The sequence below is a fragment of the Parafrankia elaeagni genome (genome assembly GCF_000374165.1).
GTDB classification, from domain to species: domain Bacteria; phylum Actinomycetota; class Actinomycetes; order Frankiales; family Frankiaceae; genus Parafrankia; species Parafrankia elaeagni.
Map to the genome: position 1 here is coordinate 58,993 of NZ_KB893722.1, position 21,554 is coordinate 80,546.

The 21,554-nt window shown below is 72.5% G+C and carries 16 protein-coding genes; 3 read left to right on the forward strand and 13 right to left on the reverse strand.

Features of this window, described 5'->3' with window-relative positions:
- Nucleotides 1–101: 101 nt before the first annotated feature.
- A complete protein-coding gene (locus B207_RS0114355) occupies nt 102–758 on the reverse strand; it encodes a response regulator transcription factor (RefSeq protein ID WP_018637239.1) in 657 nt (218 codons plus the stop codon).
- Nucleotides 749–1,780 (reverse strand): hypothetical protein, encoded by a 1,032-nt coding sequence (locus tag B207_RS0114360; protein ID WP_154675349.1) that lies wholly within the window; start codon nt 1,778–1,780, stop codon nt 749–751. Before B207_RS0114360 ends, B207_RS0114355 begins: the two co-directional genes overlap by 10 nt.
- Before the next feature lie 355 nt (nt 1,781–2,135).
- On the opposite strand from B207_RS0114360, the gene B207_RS36935 reads away from it, so the two are divergent.
- Nucleotides 2,136–3,047: an RICIN domain-containing protein gene (locus B207_RS36935; protein ID WP_195905293.1), complete on the forward strand. Its 912-nt coding sequence runs from the start codon at nt 2,136–2,138 to the stop codon at nt 3,045–3,047.
- Between the two features lie 5 nt (nt 3,048–3,052).
- On the opposite strand, the gene B207_RS0114370 is transcribed toward B207_RS36935, so the two are convergent.
- Nucleotides 3,053–3,916, reverse strand: coding sequence for an alpha/beta fold hydrolase (locus B207_RS0114370; protein ID WP_026311054.1), 864 nt, complete (start codon nt 3,914–3,916; stop codon nt 3,053–3,055).
- A 99-nt stretch (nt 3,917–4,015) separates the two neighbouring features.
- Here B207_RS0114370 and B207_RS0114375 point away from each other — a divergent pair, with 99 nt between their 5' ends.
- Nucleotides 4,016–5,506 (forward strand): CoA-acylating methylmalonate-semialdehyde dehydrogenase, encoded by a 1,491-nt coding sequence (locus tag B207_RS0114375; protein ID WP_018637242.1) that lies wholly within the window; start codon nt 4,016–4,018, stop codon nt 5,504–5,506.
- A 644-nt stretch (nt 5,507–6,150) separates the two neighbouring features.
- Here B207_RS0114375 and B207_RS0114380 read toward each other — a convergent pair.
- The 9 genes from B207_RS0114380 to B207_RS0114420 all read right to left on the reverse strand — a co-directional run bounded on the left by B207_RS0114380 (nt 6,151) and on the right by B207_RS0114420 (nt 19,400).
- Nucleotides 6,151–7,305 carry a thiolase family protein gene (locus B207_RS0114380; protein WP_026311055.1) on the reverse strand — a complete coding sequence of 385 codons (1,155 nt, stop codon included), beginning with the start codon at nt 7,303–7,305 and terminating at the stop codon, nt 6,151–6,153.
- Nucleotides 7,306–7,507: 202 nt separating this feature from the next.
- Entirely contained in the window at nt 7,508–8,254 is a 747-nt protein-coding gene (locus B207_RS0114385) for an EthD domain-containing protein (RefSeq protein WP_035740706.1), read from the reverse strand.
- Nucleotides 8,251–12,123 (reverse strand): indolepyruvate ferredoxin oxidoreductase family protein, encoded by a 3,873-nt coding sequence (locus B207_RS0114390; protein ID WP_018637245.1) that lies wholly within the window; start codon nt 12,121–12,123, stop codon nt 8,251–8,253. Before B207_RS0114390 ends, B207_RS0114385 begins: the two co-directional genes overlap by 4 nt.
- On the reverse strand, nt 12,120–13,370 hold the full coding sequence (locus B207_RS0114395) for an amidohydrolase family protein (protein ID WP_018637246.1): 1,251 nt from the start codon (nt 13,368–13,370) through the stop codon (nt 12,120–12,122). The genes B207_RS0114390 and B207_RS0114395 overlap by 4 nt, the downstream gene beginning before the upstream one ends.
- A 53-nt stretch (nt 13,371–13,423) precedes the next feature.
- Nucleotides 13,424–14,500, reverse strand: a complete 1,077-nt coding sequence (locus B207_RS0114400) for a zinc-binding dehydrogenase (protein WP_018637247.1) — start codon at nt 14,498–14,500, stop codon at nt 13,424–13,426.
- On the reverse strand, nt 14,497–14,994 hold the full coding sequence (locus B207_RS0114405; protein ID WP_018637248.1) for a nuclear transport factor 2 family protein: 498 nt from the start codon (nt 14,992–14,994) through the stop codon (nt 14,497–14,499). The genes B207_RS0114400 and B207_RS0114405 overlap by 4 nt, the downstream gene beginning before the upstream one ends.
- Nucleotides 14,991–16,268, reverse strand: coding sequence for an aromatic ring-hydroxylating oxygenase subunit alpha (locus tag B207_RS0114410; RefSeq protein WP_018637249.1), 1,278 nt, complete (start codon nt 16,266–16,268; stop codon nt 14,991–14,993). Before B207_RS0114410 ends, B207_RS0114405 begins: the two co-directional genes overlap by 4 nt.
- Nucleotides 16,269–16,288: 20 nt before the next feature.
- Complete coding sequence (locus B207_RS0114415) at nt 16,289–17,497, reverse strand: amidohydrolase family protein (RefSeq protein WP_026311057.1); 1,209 nt, start codon at nt 17,495–17,497, stop codon at nt 16,289–16,291.
- A gap of 199 nt (nt 17,498–17,696) precedes the next feature.
- On the reverse strand, nt 17,697–19,400 hold the full coding sequence (locus B207_RS0114420; RefSeq protein WP_018637251.1) for an N-acyl-D-amino-acid deacylase family protein: 1,704 nt from the start codon (nt 19,398–19,400) through the stop codon (nt 17,697–17,699).
- Between the two features lie 510 nt (nt 19,401–19,910).
- Here B207_RS0114420 and B207_RS0114425 point away from each other — a divergent pair.
- On the forward strand, nt 19,911–20,585 hold the full coding sequence (locus B207_RS0114425) for a TetR/AcrR family transcriptional regulator (protein ID WP_018637252.1): 675 nt from the start codon (nt 19,911–19,913) through the stop codon (nt 20,583–20,585).
- 54 nt (nt 20,586–20,639) lie between these two features.
- On the opposite strand, the gene B207_RS0114430 is transcribed toward B207_RS0114425, so the two are convergent.
- Nucleotides 20,640–21,527 carry an SDR family NAD(P)-dependent oxidoreductase gene (locus B207_RS0114430; protein WP_018637253.1) on the reverse strand — a complete coding sequence of 296 codons (888 nt, stop codon included), beginning with the start codon at nt 21,525–21,527 and terminating at the stop codon, nt 20,640–20,642.
- Between the last annotated feature and the right edge of the window lie 27 nt (nt 21,528–21,554).

The window sequence follows — 21,554 nt, forward strand, 5'->3', positions numbered from 1 at the left end:
GCAGCGGCGAGACCTCCGCGGCGAGCACGCGCCACGGTTCCCGGGTGCGCCGTATGCCGGGGTGGTGCCCGGTCACGGGGCACCACCCGTCCTGTCCGCGGTCACGGTGTGCCGACGCCGAGATAGGTCAGTACGGCGAGGACGCGTCGATGATGCGCGGTGGAATCCTGCGGAAGGCCGAGTTTCAGGAAGATGTTCGCGATGTGCTTTTCCACTGCTTTACCGGACAGAACAAGCGCGGCGGCGATTCCGGTGTTGGAACGGCCTTCTGCCATGAGGCGGAGAACGTCCAGTTCCCGTTCGGTCAGAGCGGCGAGCGGGCGGGCGCGCGGGGTCTGCCGGTCGACCAGCTGCCGGGCCAGGACCGGCTCGAGCACCAGCTCACCAGCGGCGATTCTGGTGATCGTGTCGGTCAGCACCTGCACGCCGGCGATGCGGTCCTTCAGCCGGTACCCGACGCGCTCGGTGCCCACCGTCAGCAGGCGGGTCAGGTAGTGGCTCTCGGCGTAGTGGGAAAGCAGGAGCAGCCCGACCTCGGGGTACGACTGCCTGATCCGGCGGGCGGTGGTCAGCCCGCCCTCGCTTCCCGGCGGCATCCGGATGTCGAGGATCGCCACGTCGACCGTCTCCGCCGCGAGCAGCGCCAGCAGACCGTCGCCGTCCACGGCGCAGCCGACCACCTCGTGGCCGGCGGTGGTCAGCAGCAGCACGAGGCCCTCGCGGAAGAGGGCGGCGTCCTCCGCGACAGCTACCCGCACGGACCGTGGGGGGCCGGGCTGACGAGACGCATCCGGCCGGAGGCCGTCACCGCGAGCGCCGTGCCCGGCGCGGCGGTACGACCGGCCGTGGCGTCCGCACCGCCGTTCGCGGCGTCACCGCCGTTCGCGTCCGCACCGCCGTTCGCGGCGTCGTCCACGCCGCGGGGGACGCCGCGGGAGACGTCCGGCACCGGGAGACGGATGTGCTGAGGTGCCGGCACCGCCCACCGGACGCGCTGTGCCTCGGCCGGCCCGGTGCCCGGCGGCAGGACCACCCGCAGCCGGCGGCGGGCCGGGCCGGGGAGCGCGTCGGCGAGACGGCCGAGGGCGGCGAGCACCCCGTCCGGCAACCCGCCGGGCGGGTGATCGACGGCGAGATCGAGGCGGGCGGGGTGGAAGGGCGCGGCGTCCAGCACGGTGTCCGGCGGCTCCCCTTCGCGGCGGAGCACGAACCCGGCGGGCACCAGGCGGACGAACCAGCCGTCCGCCACCCGGTAGTCGCCCGCGCCGAGCGCGGCGAAACCCGGTGCCGGCTCGGACCACCGGGTCACGGTGGGGCCGGTACCCGGCACATGCAGGCAGTGCCGGACGAGTGGGCGCCACGCCGGCTCGGCCGTCCCGTCGAACGCGACCACGTGAGCGGCACCGGACGCGTCACCGCCGGGGCCGGGCAGCAGCAGCCCGTGCTGGGCGAGCACCGGCCGGCCGATCAGGTCCGCCACCTGGCCGGGCAGGCCCGGCGTGCCGGCCGGCGCGTCCGTCGGCTCGCAGCCGTGGACCGCGACGACCACGTCATCCTGGTGGGCGACAGGCAGCGCGAGCAGCAGCGCGGCGACGGTGGAGGCGGACGGCAGCGCGCCGCCGGACGCGCCGGCGATCACTGTCACCGCGCCGTCCGGGTCCGGCAGCGCGGCGAAGGCCGGGTCCGCCGGGTCGGCGGGGCCGCTTCCCGCCGGTCTCATCCACCAGCCGGCCGGGACCGCCGTGATGTCGGGCTGCGCCGCGGCTGCGGGCCTGGTCATGGTCGGCTCGCCGTCAATGCGGCACCCGGTCGGCGAACCGGCGAGTACGGGACGTGTCTGGTGTGAGAACACGCGGATCTCGTTGCGTTTTCATCCGGCAACCGGACGAGAACGCAACCGTCTTTGCACTCTGTTTGCCACACGTTAACCCGTCTCCAAAGAGCCGCCGAATAGCATCAGACCGTATCAATCGGAACAATATAAGATTCTCGGGACCGCCCGGCGACGGACGAGGAGACGCGTGATGCCCGCCCTGGGACACGGCAGAGGTCTTCGGGGCCGAGACCTTCGGGGGCAAGGCCGTCAGAGACAGGACCGTCAGAGACAGGGCCTTCGGCGCTGGCAGCTGGCGGCGTTGTTCGCGTGCGTGCTCGCCGGCACGTCGGTTCTGGTCGGCACGATCGCGGCCCACAGCGCGCAGTCCTACTACTCCTGGGACGGCCCGCCACGGCTCGTCTCCCAGACCTCACCGACCTCGCCGAACGGGCCCGGACGCGGCTCGACACCGCTGGACTCCTGGCCGGACGGCATCGTCATCGCGCCGCTCACTCCGGGGCCCGCCGGCTCCGCGGCCGAGGGGCAGCTCCCGCCGGCCCCGGGCGACCCGATCGCCGGCGGCACCTTCGGCACCGAGTCGACCGGGCGGACAGGAAACACCGCGGTGCCCGCCCCACCCGCTGCGCCCGGCGGGTCGGGCACGCTCCCCCGAGGCGCCACCGGTGCTCCGGCGGGCAGCGGGGCACGGCCGGCCAGCGCCGCGCCGCGCGCCGCGAACACACCCGCGCCCGCGCCGGCCACGACCTCCGCGCCCCGGGCCGCACCGGCACCCGCACCGGCACCCGCACCCGCCCCGGCACCGGCTCCCGCGCAGACGCGGGCCCCGGCCGCCGCGCCCGCACCGAGCCGCTTCACCTTCGTCAACCAGTCCGACGGCCGGTGCCTGGACAGCGACGCACAGTACAACGCGTTCTCGCACAGCTGCAGCAACGGCCCCGACCAGCAGTGGACCCTGTACCTGGGCACCACCACCTGGGTGGTCAACAGGGCCACCGGGATGTGCCTGGACAGCAACAACGCCGGCCACGTGTACGTCCTGCCCTGTTCGAGCAGCCGGGCCTACCAGAACTGGCGCCTGGTCGATCTCGGCGGTGGCCTGTTCAGCTTCGTCAACCAGCCGACCGGCTGGTGCCTGGGGGCCGACGCGGGCTACCCCTACACCCGTGCCTGCGTGTCCGTCCCCCAGATGAAGTGGAAGCGGGTCGCCTGACGCCGTCAGGCGAGTGCCTCCCGGGACCACTTCAGCAGCACGGGGGCGAGCAGCGGCCACCGCGCGAACAGGCCCTCCTTCGCCGCCTCGGGGGTGTGCCGGTCCGCCCACTCCGTGTCCGGCCACGGTGGCTCGCGCAGCACCGCGTTCGGCAGCAGCGCGGCGAGCGTCTCGGACGTCTCGCGCCGGTGGTGGATGTCGCTCGCCCCGCTGCGCAGCACCAGCGCGGGCACCGCCAGCTCGCGGGCCACCGCGTCCGGCAGCCCCGGGACGAGCTCGCCCTCCCGCGGGCAGTACACGGCCATCCAGCGCTCCATGGTGGCCAGGAACCCGCCCCGGTCCTGGGCGAGGATGCGCCCGCGGTTGCCCGGGTTGCGCTCGATCGACTCCCGCCACTCGGGCAGCTCCGCCACCGCGGCCATGCCGTCCTTCCAGGCAGCCTGGAACGACCCGCTGGCATAGTGGACGCCGATGCTCATCATCCCGTAGACCCCGCCGCTGACCCACCAGACGGCCAGGCCGGCCGCGACCCGCGGGTGCCGGGCGGCGGTGAGCAGCGAGACCCGGGAGCCGCCCGACCCGCCGGCGATGACCGCGGGGGCCATGCCCAGGTGTTCGAGCAGGCCGGCGAGGGCGTCGGCCTGCAGCTCCGACTCCGACACACCATCGAAGGACACATCCGACGCGCCCGTGTTCGGCCGGTCCCAGATGAGTACCTGCTCACCTTCGCCCGCCAGCGCCACCGCGAGCTCACGTATGCCGGCGGCATCCTTGCCATACCTGCCACCTGGCGTGATCACCCAGGGCCGGCCCCGCGCGCCAATGATCTCATAGGAGATCGACAGCCCGTTCACCGTTGCAGTCGCCATGTCATCGCACGCTAGCACCGCCACCAGGACAAAGTAGGTGCTCACTTCTATACTGAGGCGCAACCTAGACCGAGAACCTCCAGGCGGGAGCAGGACGGCGTGAGGACGATCGGACACTGGATCGACGGCAGGGCCGTCAACGAGCCCGGCCGCACGGGGCCCGTCCATGACCCGGCGCGCGGCGAGCGGACCGCACAGGTCTCACTCGCCTCCGCGGCCGTGGTCGACAGCGCGGTCAAGGCAGCGGTGACGGCGGCCGGCACCTGGTCGCAGTCATCGCTGAGCCGGCGCGCCACACTGCTGTTCGGGCTGCGCGAGCTGCTGCACACCCATCGCGACGACCTCGCCGCCGCTGTCAGCCGTGAACACGGCAAGGTCCACGAGGACGCCCTCGGCGAGGTCGCTCGGGGCCTGGAGTGCGTCGAGTTCGCCTGCGGCATCCCGCAGCTGCTGAAGGGGTCGCACAGCGCCGAGGTCTCCCGGGGGGTGGATGTCCACACCGTGCTGCGCCCGGTGGGGGTCGTCGCCGGCATCACCCCGTTCAACTTCCCGGTGATGGTGCCGCTGTGGATGATGGCGAACGCCATCGCCTGCGGCAACACGTTCGTGCTCAAGCCGTCGGAGAAGGACCCGTCCGCCTCGCTGCTGCTGGCCGAGCTGGTGCACCGGGCCGGCTTCCCCGACGGCGTGGTCAACGTGGTCCAGGGCGACGCCGAGGCGGTCAACACCCTGCTGACGCACCCGGACATCGCCGCCGTCTCCTTCGTCGGCAGCACTCCGGTGGCCCGGCACGTGTACGAGACCGGCACCGCCGCGGGCAAGCGTGTGCAGGCGCTCGGCGGCGCGAAGAACCACATGGTCGTCCTCCCCGACGCCGACGTCGAGGCGGCTGCCGACGCCGCGATCTCGGCCGGGTACGGGTCGGCCGGCGAGCGCTGCATGGCGATCTCGGTCGTGGTGGCCGTCGGCCCGGTCGCGGATCCACTGGTCGACGCCATCGCCGCCCGTATCCCGGGCATCGTCGTCGGCCCGGCCGCCGAGGCGTCCTCGATGATGGGTCCGCTGATCAGCAGCGCGCACCGCGACCGGGTCCGTTCCTATGTGGAGCGGGCCACCGACGACGGCGCCCGGGTCGTCGTCGACGGCTCCGCCGCACCCGCCGGCGTGGACCCCGCCGGGTTCTTCCTCGGCTGTTCGCTGGTCGACGGCGTCCGGCCGGGCATGGCAGTCTACGACGACGAGATCTTCGGGCCGGTACTGTCGGTGGTGCGGGTCGACACCTACGCCGAGGCGGTGGCGTTGATCAACGCCAATCCGTACGGCAACGGGGTCGCCCTGTTCACCCGGGACGGCGGCGCCGCCCGGCGGTTCGGCGGCGACGTCGAGGTCGGCATGGTCGGCATCAACGTGCCGATCCCGGTGCCCGTCGCCTGGCACTCCTTCGGCGGTTGGAAGGCCTCGCTGTTCGGGGATGCGCCGATCTACGGCCCGGAGGGGATCCGCTTCTACACCCGGCCGCAGGTCGTCACGACCCGCTGGCCCGACGCGACGCCGAGCGCCATCAACCTCGGTTTCCCCACCAACGGCTGACCTCTCCGCTCCGCGCACCGCCTGCGCGGGCGGTGCGCGGGCGCGACGGACGACGGACGACGGACGACGGACGATCTGACACTGCTGACCGCCTTTCGACGCGAGCCCAGGCGTCGCGTTCGCGCGACTAAAGAGCTTCTTGTGTCCCTCTCCGGAAACCTCTTGCCGAAGCCATGAACGGTGCTTCGCAAGCCGTCTTCGACAGGAGACACAAGAAGCTCTTTAGTCGTCGCAGTCGACACTCACCGCCTCGGGCAGATTCGAGGAAATCGCTGGTCAGCGACCTTTCGACGTCCTGAGACCTGTCTGCGCGACGGTAAGCCTCGCGCGGCGAACCACCGCCCCGGCCGGCGGCCGGCGGGCGGACCGCCCGAACCCGAGGGCTTTCCGGGGCCGACGGCCGTGCCGGTCACTCATCCACCGACGCGCAGCAGGCGCCCTCGATCTGACAGGTCCGTCAGTCAGATCGAAGGACCCGAAGGTGCACCAGGGCACCAGGGCACCGGCGGACCGTCCGGTCCGCGGGCGCGTCACCGGCCGTTCGCGGATGGCCGTCGGAGGTCTGCCGGCCGGCCCGCGCCGTGCGGGCCGGCGACGTCGCGGTCGTCACGTGCCACGGTGATGCCGGAGCTACTCGGAGCAGCTCAGAGCAGCTCGATGATGGTCGTGTTGGCCTGGCCGCCGCCCTCGCACATGGTCTGCAGGCCGTACCGGATCCCGTTGTCACGCATGTGGTGCACCAGGGTGGTCATCAGCCGGGCGCCGGAGCCGCCGAGCGGGTGGCCGAGCGCGATCGCGCCACCGTTCGGATTCATCGCCTTCGGGTCGGCACCGATGTCTGCGAGCCAGGCCAGCGGCACCGAGGCGAACGCCTCGTTGACCTCGAACACACCGATGTCGTCGATCCGCAGGCCGGCCTTCGTCAGCGCCTTCTGCGTGGCCGGGATCGGCGCGGTCAACATGATCACCGGGTCGGTGCCGGCGAGCACCGCGGTGTGCACCCGCGCGATCGGGGTGAGGCCCAGCTCGGCGGCCTTCTCACTGGTCGTCATCAGCAGCGCGGCGGAGCCGTCGGAGATCTGCGAGGAGTTCGCCGCGGTGATCACACCGCCCTCCTCGACCGGCTTGAACACCGTCTTGAGCCCACCGAGGCCCTCCACGGTGCCACCGCGGCGCACGCCCTCGTCCCGGACGACCGCCGTGCCGTCGGGCAGGGTGACCGGCTCGATCTGCGCGTCGAAGCGGCCCTCGTCCTGCGCGACGGCGGCCTTCTCGTGCGAGGTCAGAGCGAACTCGTCGAGCTGCGCGCGGGACAGGCCCCACCGCTGCGCGATCATCTCCGCGCCGACGCCCTGGTTCGGGAACACGCCGTTGTAGCGGGCGAGGTAACGCTCCCCGAACGGGACCTTGTCCAGCAGGGAGGAGCCCATCGGCACCCGGGACATCGACTCGACGCCACCGGCGATCACGACGTCGTAATGCCCGGCGATCAGCCCGGCGGCGGCGAAGTGCACCGCCTGCTGGGAGGACCCGCACTGCCGGTCGACGGTCACGCCGGCGACGGTCTCCGGGAAGCCGGCGCCGAGCGCGGCGTTGCGCGCGATGTCGAACGTCTGCTCACCGACCTGCCCGACGCACCCCCACACCACGTCGTCGACCAGGGCCGGATCAACCCCGGCGCGCTGGACGACGGTGCTCAGCACATGGGCCGACAGGTCCGTCGGATGCACTCCCGACAGGCCGCCGTTACGCTTGCCGACCGGTGTCCGGACGGCCTCCACGATCACTGCATCACGCATGCCAGGTACTCCTCCGCCGCTACGGGCCTCGCTCCTTCGCGGCGGCGGCACGCCCTGGCCGCCGTCACGTCACCACACGGTGTGGTCATCACGCAGTGTGGTCACCACGCGCTGTGGGGGACAGAGCATCCGGCCGCATCCATACAAAGTAAACGTACACTTTCTTGCGGTGCGGGGCCACCCGTCCGCCGATACCGCGCGGCTATCCGGGCGGCTGTCCGGGCGGCGCGGCGAGCAGGAGCTCCTCCCGGACGGCGAGGAACTCCGACGGGCCGAACAGGTCCCCGCCGGCGTCCGGCGGGTTCTCCCGGAACCAGGCGACCCGCTCGGCGAGGCCGTCCTGGTCGGTGAAGTAGACCTCGTTGACGGCGTCGTACGGCCACTCCTCGCCCGCCGGGCGTGGGCAGGGGTGGTTCTGCACGTAGGCACTGCCACGCACCCGCTCCGGGATGACGGCCGGCGCCGTCGCCGCGGCCACGGGCAGCTGGCCGGCATGCGCCGCCCACAGGTCGGAGAACGCGGCGGGAGTGAGCCCCGCGGCCCGCCGGGCGAGCGCCAAATGCTTGAACCTGATGCCGCCGCCGCGCCAGCGCGCGGCGAGCCAGTCCGCACCGCGCGGGACCCGCTCCCGGGCGACCACGATCAGGGTTGCCCCGGGGGCGGTCGCCTCGTCGACCAGGGACCTCGCCGCCAGGCCCGCGGGACTGTCCAGCCAGACCTGATGGGCCGCGAACCTGGCGGCATCCGGGAACCACTCGATACCGACGAGGTCGTGCCGCGGGGACCCGAACCGGGGATCGTCCAGTGCGGTGCACACCACGGCCCGCAGCGGGCGCGCCGCGGCCGGCGCCTCTGCGACGGCGTCAGCGGCCTGCCGCCAGGCGCTCGCCACCGCTTCGGCGGGCACGGTGGCCTCGCGGCGGGTGGCGAACAGGATCCTCTTGATCACTGCCGCCGGTCCCCCGCCGCCCCGGCCGTCCCTGCTGCTCCGGCCGTCCCTGCTGCTCCGGCCGCCACCGCCTCGGACCACGCGGGCCGGGTGAGGTCGGCGATCTGCTCCCGCCAGCGGGCCACGGCGGCCTCCTTGATCGGCCCGTAGCCCTTGATGGACGTCGCCGACGCCGCAAGGCGCACCAGGTCCTCATAAGGCCGGCCGGCCCAGCCGTCGGTGACGCCGTCAGCACCGCCGTCGCCGCGGGAGACAGCCCCGGTGACCAGGCGTTCGTACTCCGTGATGACGGCGCGTTCGGTACGCCGGTCCGGGTCCTGGCCGAACAGGTCGAACGGGGTTCCCCGCAGGCCCCGCATCGCCCGCAGCACGTGGAACGCCGCTGCGTACGGCCGGCCCATCGGCAGCTTCTTCGACAGGCCGAGACGCCGCAGGGCAGGCGGGTGCAGGTGGTAGGTCAGGGTGTACGGACCGTCGATGCCCAGGCCGCGCGCGATCTGGTCGTTGTCGGCCAGCAGATGCAGTCGGGCGACCTCGTACTCGTCCTTGTAGGTGAGGAGCCGGAACCAGGACTCGGCGACCGCCCGGGTGAAGGCCCACCCGCGCGCCGCCTCGTGGTGGCCCGCTGCCGCGTCGTGGCCCGCTGCCGCGTCGTGGCCCGCTGCCGCGTCGTGGCCCGCTGCCGCGTCGTGGCCCGCTGCCGCGTCGTGGCCCGCTGCCGCGTCGTGTTCGGCGGCCGTCGCCACCAGGCCCAGGTAGCGCTCGGCGCGCGCGGCGTTCTGGTAGTCGACCGCCTGGGCGGCGCGGCGCACGATCAGGGCACGGAGCTCATCCGGCAGTCCGGCGGGCAGGACGCGGGCGGCGACGAGGCGGGTGGCCAGGGCGAACGCCGTCGGCGACGGATCGGTGAGGCCGGTCGAGGCGCCGGCCGCGCTGCCTGCTGCCGCACCGCCGGTGCCAGCCGCACTGGTCGCACCGGGCTGGTCAGCGGCGGCCAGCGCGGCCTCGACCGCGGCCGGGTCGTGGGCGGCCCAGCGGCCCCAGTCGAACGCCGCCCGGTTGTCGGCGGCGGCCCGGCCCTGGCGGCGCATGGCCACCTCGACATCGGTGAGGGAGACCGGGAGTCCGCCCAGCTGGAAGGCCGCGCCGAGCAGGACGATGTTGGCGAGCAGGTGGTTGGCGAAGACGACCTCGGCGATCCGCTTCGTGTCGAGGAAGGCGGCCCGGTCCTCGCCGACCCGCTCGGCGATCGCCTGCCGCAGCAGCGCCGGGTCGGGTGCGGTGAGGTCGCTCTGCAGCATCGCCGCGGTCGGGGTGACGTCGACGTCCACCACGGCGAGGGTGCGCCCGGGGCTCGTCCGGTCGAGATGCCTGGGTGCCGCGGCCTGCAGGATGTCACCGGAGAGGTACAGGTCGGCGCCGCCGGAGCCGACTGTCGACGAGCCCAGCGCGGTACGGTCCGCCGCGAGCTGGAGGTGGGAGACGACCGCGCCCGCCTTCTGGGAGAGGCCGGTCTGGTCCACCCCACTGACGACGAAGCCGGCCGACTCGGCCGCGGCGGCGATGATCCGGTTCGCCGTGATCACACCGGTGCCGCCGACGCCGGTGAAGTAGATGCCGAACCGGCCCTCGACCGTCACCGCGGGCGGCGCGGGCAGGGTTCCCGCCGGGATGACCGGCCGGCCCGCAGGGGCTCCGCCGGCCTTCGCCCGGGCCCCGTCCTTCCCGTCCGCCCCGTGCTTCCCGTCCGCCCCGTGCTTCGCCCGGGCGCCGTCCTTCGCCCGGGCCGCGGCGCGTCGCCGTGCCCGGCGGTTCGGCGTGCGCGGGGTGACGGTCACGAACGACGGGCAGTCGCCCTCCAGGCAGGTGTAGTCCCGGTTGCAGGAGAGGTCGTCGATCTGGCGCTTCTCGCCGAACTCGGTCTGCCGCGGCAGCACGGACAGGCAGTTGCTCTTGGTGCCGCAGTCACCGCACCCCTCGCAGACCGCCTCGTTGATGACCACCCGCCGCGGCGGTTCCGGGAGCAGGCCCTTGCGCCGCAGGCGGCGCGCCTCGGCGGCACACCGCTGGTCGTAGATGACCACGGTCACGCCGGGCACCGCCCGCAGCTCCTCCTGCACCCGCGGCAGCTCGTCGCGCCCGAGGACCCGGGTGCCCGGCGCCCAGCGCGCCCGGCGGCCGTAGTGCTTCGGGTCCTCGGCGCAGACCACGACCCGTCGGACGCCCTCGGCCTCCAGCGCCCTGGTCATCGCCGGGACGTCCATCAGGCCGACGACGTCCTGGCCGCCCGTCATGGCGACCGCGGCGTTGTAGAGGATCTTGAAGGTGACGTTGACGCCGGCGGCGACGCTGGCCCGGATCGCGAGGATGCCCGAGTGGCTCAGGGTCCCGTCACCCAGGTTCTGGATGAGGTGCGGCTCGTCGACGAACGGTGACAGCCCGATCCACGGCACGCCCTCGGCGCCCATCGGGGTCGGGGGCATGGTCTTCAGGTCCGCGTGGCGGGCCTCGAAGTACATGATCCCGTGGCAGCCGACGCCGCCGCCGACCAGTGCTCCGTCCGGGGCGACGGTAGAGCGGTTGTGCGGGCAGCCGCTGCAGAAGCCCGGCGGCCGGGCCGGGATGTCCAGCAGCGGCAGCAGCCGCAGCGCCGGCCGCGCCACGGGGCCGGTCGTTGCCACCGGGCCGCCGGCCGGCCCCGCCCGGTCGGCGAGGTCGGGCAGCACCCGGGTGAGGATCGCGGCCACGGCGGCCGCGTCCAGCTCGCCGGAGGAGGACGACAGCCTGCGCCCGTCCCGGTCCCGCTTGCCGGCGACGCGGACGTCCACCCCTGCCTCGTGCAGGATGGCGCGCAGCTGCGTCTCGACGAACGGCCGCTTCTCCTCGACCACCACGATCGTGTCGACGGACCGGGCGAACTCGAGGGCCGTCTCAGCCACCAGCGGGTAGGTCATCCCGAGCCGGAGCACCCGCACACCGGCGTGGGCGAGCCCGTCCACCGTGAGGCCGAGGTCGGTGAAGGCCTGGACGACGTCGAAGTACGTCTTGCCGGCGCACACGACGCCGAGGCGCGCGCCGGGGCCGGCGCCGACGACACGGTCGAGCCCGTTGTGGCGGGCGTACGCCTGCGCGGCGAGCAGGCGGTGGTCGGCGACGAGCTCCTCCTGGCCGGGGACGGCATGCGCACCGACCCGCGCGATCGGAACATGCCGCCAGGGCACCCCGGCGACGATCGCGTCGGCGGCGGCGGGGTCGCTCGGGGTGTGCCGGTCGACCTCCGCGTCGACGGTGCCGATGCCGTCGGCGACGGCGGTGACGATCTTCAGCCCGACCCAGGAGCCGCTGTACCGCGACATCCGGAAGGCATGCACCCCCAGGTCGAGGATGTCCTGCTGGTCACCGGGGTACAGCACGGGCACACAGGCGTCCTCGAATGTGTACTGGCTGTCGCAGGCGAGCGTCGACGACTTGGCGGACGGATCGTCACCGCAGAACAGGACGGCCCCGCCGTGCGGGCCGGTGCCCATCGCGTTCGCGTGCCGCAGGACGTCGCCGCAGCGGTCCAGGCCCGGTGTCTTGCCGTACCAGGCGCCGACGACGCCGTCGACCTCGGCGAGGCTCTCGGCGGAGCCCATCTGGCTGCCCCAGACGGTGGCCGCGGCGAGCTCCTCGTTGAGGCCGGGGCGGTGCAGGACCCGGTGGCTGGTGAGCAGGTCGGCGAACCGCTCCAGGGTCAGGTCGAAGGTGCCCAGGGGCGAACCCGGGTAGCCGGAGACCATGGTCGCCGTGGTCAGGCCCTCCCGGGCGTCGAGCTGTGCCCGCACGACGAGCAGGCGGGCCAGCGCCTCGACCCCGGACAGCAGGATCACGGGTACACCTCGGCGTTGACGTAGGCGAACGCCCCGTCCTTGAGGACCGCGCGGCGGCGGGCCGGATCCTGGAGCACCGTGATGTCCTCGGTCGGGTCGCCGTCGACGACCAGCAGGTCGGCGAGGTAGCCGGCCCGGATCTGGCCGACGTCCAGGCCGACGAGCGGGCCCATCGACCGGCTCGCGGCGAGGATCGCCTCGGTCGGCGTCATGCCCACCAGCTCGACGTAGCGCGCGAGCTCGGCGGCGTAGGTGCCGTGGCGGGTCCACTGGTGGCCGAAGTCGCCGCCGGCGACGATGCGGATCCCGGCCTCGCGGAGCCGCCGCAGGCCCTCGACCTGCGAGGCGAACTCCTGCCGGTACCCGGAGGCGTCGATCTTCTCGGGGGTCACGCCCCACGGCTCGGCGTGGCCGCTGACCATCGCGTACAGGTAGTGCAGGCCCGGGCACACCCACACGTCGTCGCGGCGTGCCTCCAGCGCGCGGACCGCCTCCTCGTCGAGGAAGCAGGCGTGGTGGATGAGCCGGACCCCGGTGCGGGCCGCCATCGCCACGGCCGCCGACCCGCGGGCGTGCACCGTGATGAACGCGCCGTGGCGGTCCGCCTCGTCGACGGCGGCGGTGAGCATCTCGTCGTTCATGTACACGTCGTCGGACGGGAACTCGGGCACGATGCCGTCGCCGGAGATGAACAGCTTCAGCGCGCGCACCCCGGAGTCGCACTGCCGCGCGACGATCTCACGTAACTCGCGGGCGTCGGCGGCGACGTCCGACATCCCGCTGCCGTCGCTGATCGCGCCCGGTGAGGTGACCAGCAGGCCGCTGGCCACGATCCGCGGGCCGGGGATCAGGCCGGCGTCGATCGCGTCGCGGGCCAGCACGTCGTCGAGGGGCTGCAGGACGCCGGCCCCGACGACGAGGGTGTAGCCGCTCTCGACGAAGGTCCGGGCGACCGCGGCGACGTCCAGCGCGTGCCTGGCGGGTGCCTCGGCGGCCACACCGGAGTGGTCGAACACGAAGTCCAGCGGCCAGCTGATGTGCGTGTGCGCGTCACCGAGCCCCGGCAGGACGGTGGCACCGTGGACGTCGACGACCCGGGTCGAGGACGTGTCGAGGTCGAGCCGCCCCCGGCTGACCTGGGCGATCCGGTTCCCGTCGACGAAGATGTCGCCGTCGGCGGGCCGCTCGCCGGGATCACCGTCGCAGGCGAGCACACGCGCGTTTCTGATCAGTGTGCGCTGGGACATCTCTTCGCACTCCTCCCCGAGGGAACCGGTCGCCCGCCAGAGCCGCGACGGCGCTAGACGATCACGGTGCGGATGCCGTCGGCGCTGCCGAGCAGCGAGATGCCCTCGTTGACCTCGTCGAGGCTGATCCGCCGGGACACCATCGAGCTCAGGTCCAGCTGACCGGTCTCGGCCAGCCGGATGAAACGGGGGAAGTCGCGCAGCACCTGGGCACCGCCGACCGGCGAGCCGACCAGCTTCCGGCCGGAGAACACGGCCGCGATCGCGGGCAGGGTCACGGTGGCGCCGGTCGCCGGCATGCCGACCAGTGTCACCGTCCCCTCCGCCCGGGTCATGTCGAACGCCTGGCGCATCAGCGCGGGCTGGCCGACGACCTCGAAGGCGAAGTCGGCGCCGCGGCCCGCGGTGAGGGCCCGGACCTGTTCCACCGGGTCACCCTCGGCCGGGTCGACGGTGTGCGTCGCGCCGATCTTCAGCGTCGACCCGCGCCGGGCCTCGGACAGGTCGATGGCGATGATCGTGGCGGCGCCGGCGATCCGCGCCCCCTGGACGGCGGCCTGGCCGACGCCCCCGCAGCCGATCACCACGACGGAGGACCCGGGGGTCACGCCCGCCGTGTTCAGCGCGGCCCCGACCCCGGTGGTCACCCCGCAGCCGATCAGGGCCAGCTGCTCGTCGGGCAGGTCGGTCTCCACCGCCACCACGGTGGACTCGTCCACGACCATGGCCTCGGCGAACGACCCGCAGCCGCAGACGGCCCGCGCGGTCCGGCCGTCCGCGAGGTGGTAGCGCACCGCCGCCTGCACCGCGGGCCCGCGCTCGCAGTGGTTGGACATCCCGTTCAGGCACCACCAGCAGCCGCCGCACGCGGGCGACACGGACGCGAGCACCCGCTGGCCGACCCGCACCCGCCGGACCTCGGCGCCGACCTCCTCGACCACGCCGCACGCCTCGTGGCCCGGCACGATCGGCAGCGTCAGCGCGGACAGCCCGTTGATGACGTTGAGGTCGGAGTGGCAGATCCCGCTGGCCGCGACCCGCACCAGGACGTCCCGCGGCCCCACCGCCGGAACGGGCAGGTCCTCCAGGACCAGCGGCTCGGTGGCCTCGTACGCCACGGCGACCTTCATCGGTGCTCTCCCCCGCCTGTCGTGCCCTGGCCTGTCGCGCCCTGGCCTGTCATGCCCTGACCTGCCGTGCTCTGGCCTGGTGTGCCCCGGCCCCCGGCCGCCGCGTCCGCGAGGGTCGCGAGCAGCAGCCGGGTGTCCTGCTGGAACACCCTGATCTCGACGATCGCGCCGTCGGCGACGGCGAACAGCTCGACCACGTCGACGGTGGCCGAGCGGCCGGTCGCCTTCGCGGTCCAGGTCTGGGTCGTGACCTGCACGGCGTTCCCGCCGTCGCCGAAGACGCGCGGGTCGGTGATCGTGCGGTCCCAGTGACGCGCGAAGGCGACGCCCATCGCCGCCAGGCCGTCATGGCCCTCGTACCAGCCGCCGTGCGGCAGCGAGGCCGGCTGCTGGACCCGGATCGCCGGGTGCATCAGAGCGCGTGCCCCGTCCGCGTCGCCCGCCTGGAAGCGGCGGGCCATCTCCTCGACCAGCCGCGGCGCCTCCGCGGTCACCGTGCGCCCTGAGCGGCCTGCCCGGCCTGCGAGCCCTGGCCGGCCTGCGAGCCCTGGCCGGCCTGCGAGCCCTGGCCGGCCTGCGAGCCCTGGTCGGCCTGCGAGCCCTCGGCGGCCCGGGCCGCGCGGGCGGCCTCGAGAACCTCGTTGAAACCCTGGTGCAGGTGCTGGGGTGCCGGTTCGTTGCGGCCGAAGATGACCGTGTCGAGCATTCCCAGCCGAACCCCGGGCTCGGAACGGGCGGCGACCCAGAAGTCCTCCCCGTCGACGACCGTCTCGCAGATCCACGGTGCCATGTCGACGGCCTTGGACCGCTCCTCGTCGCTCAGCCCCGGCCGCAGATAGGCCGTGTGCACGACCTCCGAGGTCGCCGCGTCGATCGGCACGATCTGCCACAGCTCGATGTGCCGGGTGTCGAAGGTGAGGCTGGTGTTGGGGAACAGCGCGTACTGGTAGCTGAAGTGCTGCGCGACGTCAGCCCACTCGGATTCCGGGCGGTCCTTCAGTTCCACGATGGAGCGCAGGGCCGAGGCGTTGCGCAGGTGCCGGCCGAAGGCGTCGAAGGTGAGAACCCCACCGACGGCGTAGGTCGACAGCGTCTTCTTGTGCAGGTAGTTGAAATGGTAGTTCTCGCGGAAGGTGTCGAGCGTGACCTTCCAGTTCGCGGCGACCCGGTGAACGTGCGGCTCGCCGTACGGTAACCAGCCGGCGAAGTCCAGCAGGGAGAGCTCGCCGGCCAGCTCCGGGCCGAGATACTCGTCGATGTCGATCGGCGGCCCCGGCCGCAGCCGGCCGACCACCAGCCCGTAGCCCTCGGTGACCTCGAGCTGGATCAGGCCCTTGTCGTTCTTGTCCATTCCCTCGAAGCCCGCGGGGAACGGGTAGCGCACCAGGCCACCGCACAGGTCGTAGGTCCAGGCGTGGAACGGGCAGGTGAAGCGGATGGCCTCACCGGCGCCGTCCGCGAGCCGGACACCGCGGTGCCGGCAGGCGTTGACCATCGCATGCACCCGGCCGTCGTCGTCCCGGGTCAGCAGCAGCGGCGTGCCGCAGATCTCGACGGTGCGGTAGGTGCCCGGCTCGGGCAGGGCACCGGAAAGACAGAGCACCATCGGCTGGTCGTGGAAGAGCGCCTGCATCTCCTCGTCGTGGTGCGCCGCGGAGTAGATGTCGGTCGGCAGTTCGAGAACGCCGTCCGCCAGGTCCGTCGTGCGGTGCTCGATGTGGTCGAGCAGCCGGCGCGCCAGGCTGTGTTCCAACGCTTCCCGGTCCATACGTCGCTTTCCTCCCTCCGTCAGGAGGAGCTGATGGTGGCCGGGTCCGCGGGCGTGAAGTTGTAGACGCGTGCCGCGTTGCCGACCGTGATCTTGTGCTGGACGTCCTCCGGCAGATGCCCCAGCCACTTGTTGGCCATCCGGACGGTGTCCGGCCAGGTCGAGTCCGAGTGCGGGTAGTCGCACTCGAGCATCACGTTGTCCTCACCGATGATGTCCAGGAGCCGGACACCGGCCTGGTCCTCGATGAAGGTGCCGTAGACATGGTCACGGAACAGCGCCCGGATGTCGGTGTCGAGGTCGAAGGACGCCGCGCCCTTCTCCTCGCCGCGATCGTGGGCGGCGTTCATGTCGATGTCAAACCGTGATGCCCAGAACCGCTGCTTGTCGACCACCTGCTCGGCGCGCTCCAGGAAGTACGGGATCCAGCCGATCGAGCCCTCGGACAGGGCGATCCTCAGGTTCGGGTACTTCGGGAAGATGCCGCTGAACAGCCAGTCCAGCAGGGTGCCGGCCTGGTTCGCCGCGGCCGAGTACGCCATGAACGCGAGCGTCGGCATGTCCGGCGAGGTCCGGATGAGGTTGGACGACGACCCCACGTGCATCGAGATCACGTAGCCGGTGTCGTTGCAGGCCTGGAACACCGGGTCCCAGTAGCCGTTGTGGATCGAGGGCAGCCCCAGCTTCGTCGGGTTCTCCGAGAAGGCGATCGACTTCCCGCCGAGGCCCGCCGTCCGCTCGATCTCGGCGGCCGCGGCCACCGGGTCCCACAGCGGAATGATCATCATCGGGATGAAGCGGCCCGGGTAGGCCGCGCCGAACTCCTCCAGGATGAAGTCGTTCCAGGCCTGCACGCAGAGCAGGGCGAGTTCCTTGTCCCGGGCCTCGTGGAAGACCTGCCCGCAGTACCGCGGGAACGACGGGAACAGGATCGAGGACAGCACGTTGCCCTGGTTCATGTCCGCCACCCGGGCCGCCGGGTCGTAACAGCCGAGCCGCATCTCCTCATAGGTGATCGGCTCCGGCGAGAACTCCTCGCGGGTCTTGCCGGCCACGGCGTTCAGGCCGGTGGTGACGATCTGCCTGTCCTCGTAGACCCAGAACTCCGAGCTCCCGTCGCGGACAATGCGCGGACCGGTGTCCCGCCACTGCGCGGGCAACCGCTCCCACCACAGCCGAGCCGGCTCGATGAGATGGTCGTCGACCGACACGAACCAGTTGAACGACACACCGACCTCCAACAGTGCGTGGGCTTCGGACGGCGCCTCGCGCGTCCTGATCCACACAATAAAGCGAACGCTCACATATTAACGGGCATATCCGTTGATCGCCAGTGCCGCCGAAGCGCCGCCGGCCGCCGGCCGCCATCCGGCCACCGGCGCACCCGCGCACCCGCGCACCGGCGCACCGGCGCACCGGCGCCTGGCATCACCCGGTCACCACGCACCCGGCCCGCTCGTCGGTCAGCTGGTCGTGGTCGATGAGCACCGCGCCGTTGACGAGGGTGTAGTCGTAGCCGCGCGCCCGCTGGACGTACCGGTTCGCACCCAGCGGGAAGTCGGACAGCATCTCCGGGGTGTCCAGGTCGAGACGCTCGAGATCGATGATGTTGACGTCGGCGAACATGCCGGGTGCGAGCACGCCGCGGTCGGCGATGCCGAACAGCTCGGCACCCTCCAGGGTCAGCTTGCGCACCGCCAGGCCGATGTCGAGCAGGCCCCGCTCCCGGACCCAGTGCCGCAGCAGGTAGGTGGGCTGGCCGGCGTCCATCGTGAGGGCGACGTGCGCTCCGGCGTCGCCGACCCCGACGACCACGTCCGCGTTGGTCAGCATGGCGGCGACCGCGTCTAGATCCTGGTTGAGCACCGGGTAGTAGAGGAGCCCCTGGCCCGCGGTCTCGACCGTGTAGTCGAGGAAGGCGGCGGCCGGGCTGACACCGCGGCGGGCGGCCTCGGCCGCGAGGCTGTTGTCCGCCCCCACCTCGTAGCCGGCCGAGCCGGGCGGCAGCAGGTACAGCTTGGCCGGGTCCTTCGGCGCGAGCGGGCCGGAGAGGTTGGTGGGCGCGGCGGCCTCCTCCACCAGCCGGTCGCGCAGCGCCGGGTCGGCCAGCGCCGCCAGGCGGTCCGGCCACGGCCTCGCCATCAGCTCGGCCCAGGACGGCACGCTGTCGTACGGGGTCCGGCCCATCAGCCCGTAGAGGATGCCGCTGCCGCGGGCAGCTGTCTGCGGGCGCAGGTCGGCGCCGCGGGCGCGGGCCCCGGCCACCTGCTCCATGACCCAGGCCCACAGGCCCGGGCGGCGGTCGCTCTGCATGATCGCGAAGGTGAGCGGCCGGCCCGAGGCCCGGCTGACCTCCTCCATCCAGGCGAGCTCGGCGACCGAGTTCGCCCGGGTGGGACCGTCACGCTCCCCGATCCGGGCCACGACCTCGATCGTGCCCCGGCCGCGGTCGGCGAGGGCACCGGCGATCGCGGCGAGCTCGGGTGTGCCGGCGAACGTGCCCGGCACCGGCCGGCCGTCCGGGACGGTGTGCATGAGGCTGCGGGACGTGGAGAAGCCGAGCGCGCCCGCGTCGATCGCCTCGCCCACGACCTGGGCCATCCGGGCGATGTCGTCGTCGGTCGCGGGGGACTCGTCCAGGCTGCGCTCCCCCATGACGTAGTACCGCAGGGCGCAGTGCCCGATCATGCCGCCGACGTTCACCCCGAGCCGCAGGCCCCTCAGCGCACGCAGGTAGTCGCCGTAGGACTCCCAGCCCCAGCCGAGCCCGTCCATGATGGTCGCGGTCGGGATGTCCTCGACCGACTCCATCATCTCGGCGAGATAGAGGTGCGCGTCCGGGCGGACCGGCGCGAAGGTCACTCCGCAGTTGCCGAGCACCACCGTCGTCACACCGTGCCAGCAGGACGGGCTCGCCACCGGGTCCCAGAACAGCTGGGCGTCGAGGTGGGTGTGGATGTCGACGAAGCCGGGAGTGACGAGCCTCCCGGTGGCGTCGAGCTCGCGGCGCCCCCGCTCCGGAACAGCTCCGACGGCGGTGACGCGGTCGCCGTCGATGGCGACGTCCGCGCGGCGCGGCGGTGCGCCGGTCCCGTCGGCGACCTCTCCGCCGCGGATCACGATGTCATGCATGGGGTACCCGCACCTCCGACCGGGAGGCCGCCCACGGCCCGGACGTCGTCAGATCGGCAACTCGCTCCTCGGCGGAGGCGCCGGCCGACGGTGCCGGGCGGGCCCGTCCTCGGGACGGGGCGCACACGTCGGCAGCGAGTTCACCCAGGATCGGGTCCCGCGAGGACCAGCAGATACGAGGAACTCTGCTGGCAGATGAAGCACTGCTGGCAGCTGGAGCATGCCAGTAAATGAGCACTCATTTTCAGAAAATCCTAGGATGACAGCTCGAACCCTGTCAAGGTCACGCGCCACGGCCCTCGGACTCCGGGCACGGCGCCGCGCCGCGCCGCGTTCTGCGCCGCCCTGCAGCGTCCTGTCGCCCAGGCGGACCGGGGCCGGCTCCGACAACGCGCCGGCGGACCGGTACGAAGGCGCACATCACAGCGCGGGAGGACCCTCAAGATCTGGAACGTAAGATAGCGTACGTTCATTCACCGAGGGGCGGGCTCGGAGACGCAGGGAGGACCGATGGCAGAGAAAACCACCGAATCGTCGGGTACGGACGGTCCCCCGCGGCCACGGCGCCTCACCGCCGAAGCCCGCAAGAGCTCCATCCTCAAGGCAGCTCGCGCCGCTTTCGTCGAGACCGGTGACATGAATGGCACCACAATCAAGCTGATTGCCGAGCGCGGCGGGATCAGCGAAGGCGTGATCTACCGCCACTTCGAGGGCAAGGACCAGCTCTTCTACGAGGCCGTCTTCGAGCCGCTGCGAGAGGCGATCGACGAGCTGGTCGCCGCCTCCCAGGTCGTCGACCTGGAGGAGCCCCTCACCCCCGAGCGCCAGCTGCAGACGATGAACGGCCTCTACCGCCAGCTCATCTCGACTCTGGGGGAGATTCTCCCGCTGCTGGGGCTCGTGCTCTTCGGCGACCCGAAAGTCGCGCGGAAGTTCTACCGAAAGCACTTCACGGTCGCCATGGACCGGCTCGCCGAGGCCTGGCGGGAGGTCGAGGACCGCTACGGATTCGAGTTCGAGTCGCCTGACGTCTCGGCCCGCGCCGTCATGGGAACGGCGCTGATCATGGCCCTCGAAAGCCAGCACAACGACCTTTTCAACCGGGACCGTGCCGTCACTCTGGTGAGCGAGGGCACCATCAAGGGTTTCTTTCCCACCTTGGAACCGACCCGCCGCCGCCGCTGACACCGCCAGTGCCGCCGGTGCCTTGTGCCGGCGCCGGCCCGCACGCGGTGGCCGTCACTCCGGGATGGCGCGGATGTGCCTGGCCATCGCCAGCGGGGTCACGGAGAGGACACCGGAGTCGACCGGGAGGGTGACGCCGGTGATCCACCGGGCGTCGTCGCTGGCGAGGAAGGCGACCGCCGCGCCGACGTCCCAGCCGGTTCCCGGGGTCCCCAGCAGGCCGGCCTCCTCCCGCAGCCTGTTGACGTAGTCGGTGGTCTGCCCGGGGATCGACATGACCATCGGGGTCGTGATGTGGCCCGGGGCGATGGCGTTGACCCGGATGCCCTGCCGGCCGTGGGCGTAGGCCATCTCGACGGTCATCGCGAGCATCCCGCCCTTGGCGGCCGAGTAGGCGATGGTGCCGTCGCCCCGCAGCGCCGAGATCGACGCGATGTTGACGATCGAGCCGGCTCCCCGGGCCGCCATCACCGGCACGGTGTACTTGCAGGCCAGGAAGACCGTCCGCAGGTTGATGTCGAGCGCTTTGTCCCACGCCTCCTCGGAGAGGTCGACGACGGTGCCCACCGAGGCCAGCCCGATGTTGTTGACCAGGACGTCGACGGTTCCGAAGGTGTCGACCGCGGCCTTCACCATCGCCTCGCAGCCGGCCGCCTTCGTGCAGTCGGCGGCGAACACCTCCGCCGTCCCGCCCTCGACCTCGATCATCTTCCGGGTCTCCTCGGCGCGCTCGGCGTGGAGATCCACCAGCAGCACGCTGGCCCCCTCCCGCGCCAGCACCGCCGCGCTGGCCTTTCCCGTCCCGACCCCCGGGCCGGGGGTCGAGCCGGCGCCCGTGACGATCGCGACCTTCCCGTCGAGGCGCCCGCCCCGCCCGCCGCCACCACCGGCGCCACCGCCAGCACTGCTACCGCTACCGTTGTCGCCTGCGCTCCCGGTCATGGTGGCACTCCCTCTGGCATCGTTTCG

Coding starts and splice junctions, on each gene's coding strand:
- B207_RS0114360 (WP_154675349.1), bottom strand. CDS start 1,780: ATGACCAGGCCCGCAGCCGCGGCGCAGCCCGACATCACGGCGGTCCCG.
- B207_RS0114370 (WP_026311054.1), bottom strand. CDS start 3,916: ATGGCGACTGCAACGGTGAACGGGCTGTCGATCTCCTATGAGATCATT.
- B207_RS0114380 (WP_026311055.1), bottom strand. CDS start 7,305: ATGCGTGATGCAGTGATCGTGGAGGCCGTCCGGACACCGGTCGGCAAG.
- B207_RS0114395 (WP_018637246.1), bottom strand. CDS start 13,370: ATGTCCCAGCGCACACTGATCAGAAACGCGCGTGTGCTCGCCTGCGAC.
- B207_RS0114400 (WP_018637247.1), bottom strand. CDS start 14,500: ATGAAGGTCGCCGTGGCGTACGAGGCCACCGAGCCGCTGGTCCTGGAG.
- B207_RS0114410 (WP_018637249.1), bottom strand. CDS start 16,268: ATGGACCGGGAAGCGTTGGAACACAGCCTGGCGCGCCGGCTGCTCGAC.
- B207_RS0114420 (WP_018637251.1), bottom strand. CDS start 19,400: ATGCATGACATCGTGATCCGCGGCGGAGAGGTCGCCGACGGGACCGGC.
- B207_RS0114425 (WP_018637252.1), top strand. CDS start 19,911: ATGGCAGAGAAAACCACCGAATCGTCGGGTACGGACGGTCCCCCGCGG.
- B207_RS0114430 (WP_018637253.1), bottom strand. CDS start 21,527: ATGACCGGGAGCGCAGGCGACAACGGTAGCGGTAGCAGTGCTGGCGGT.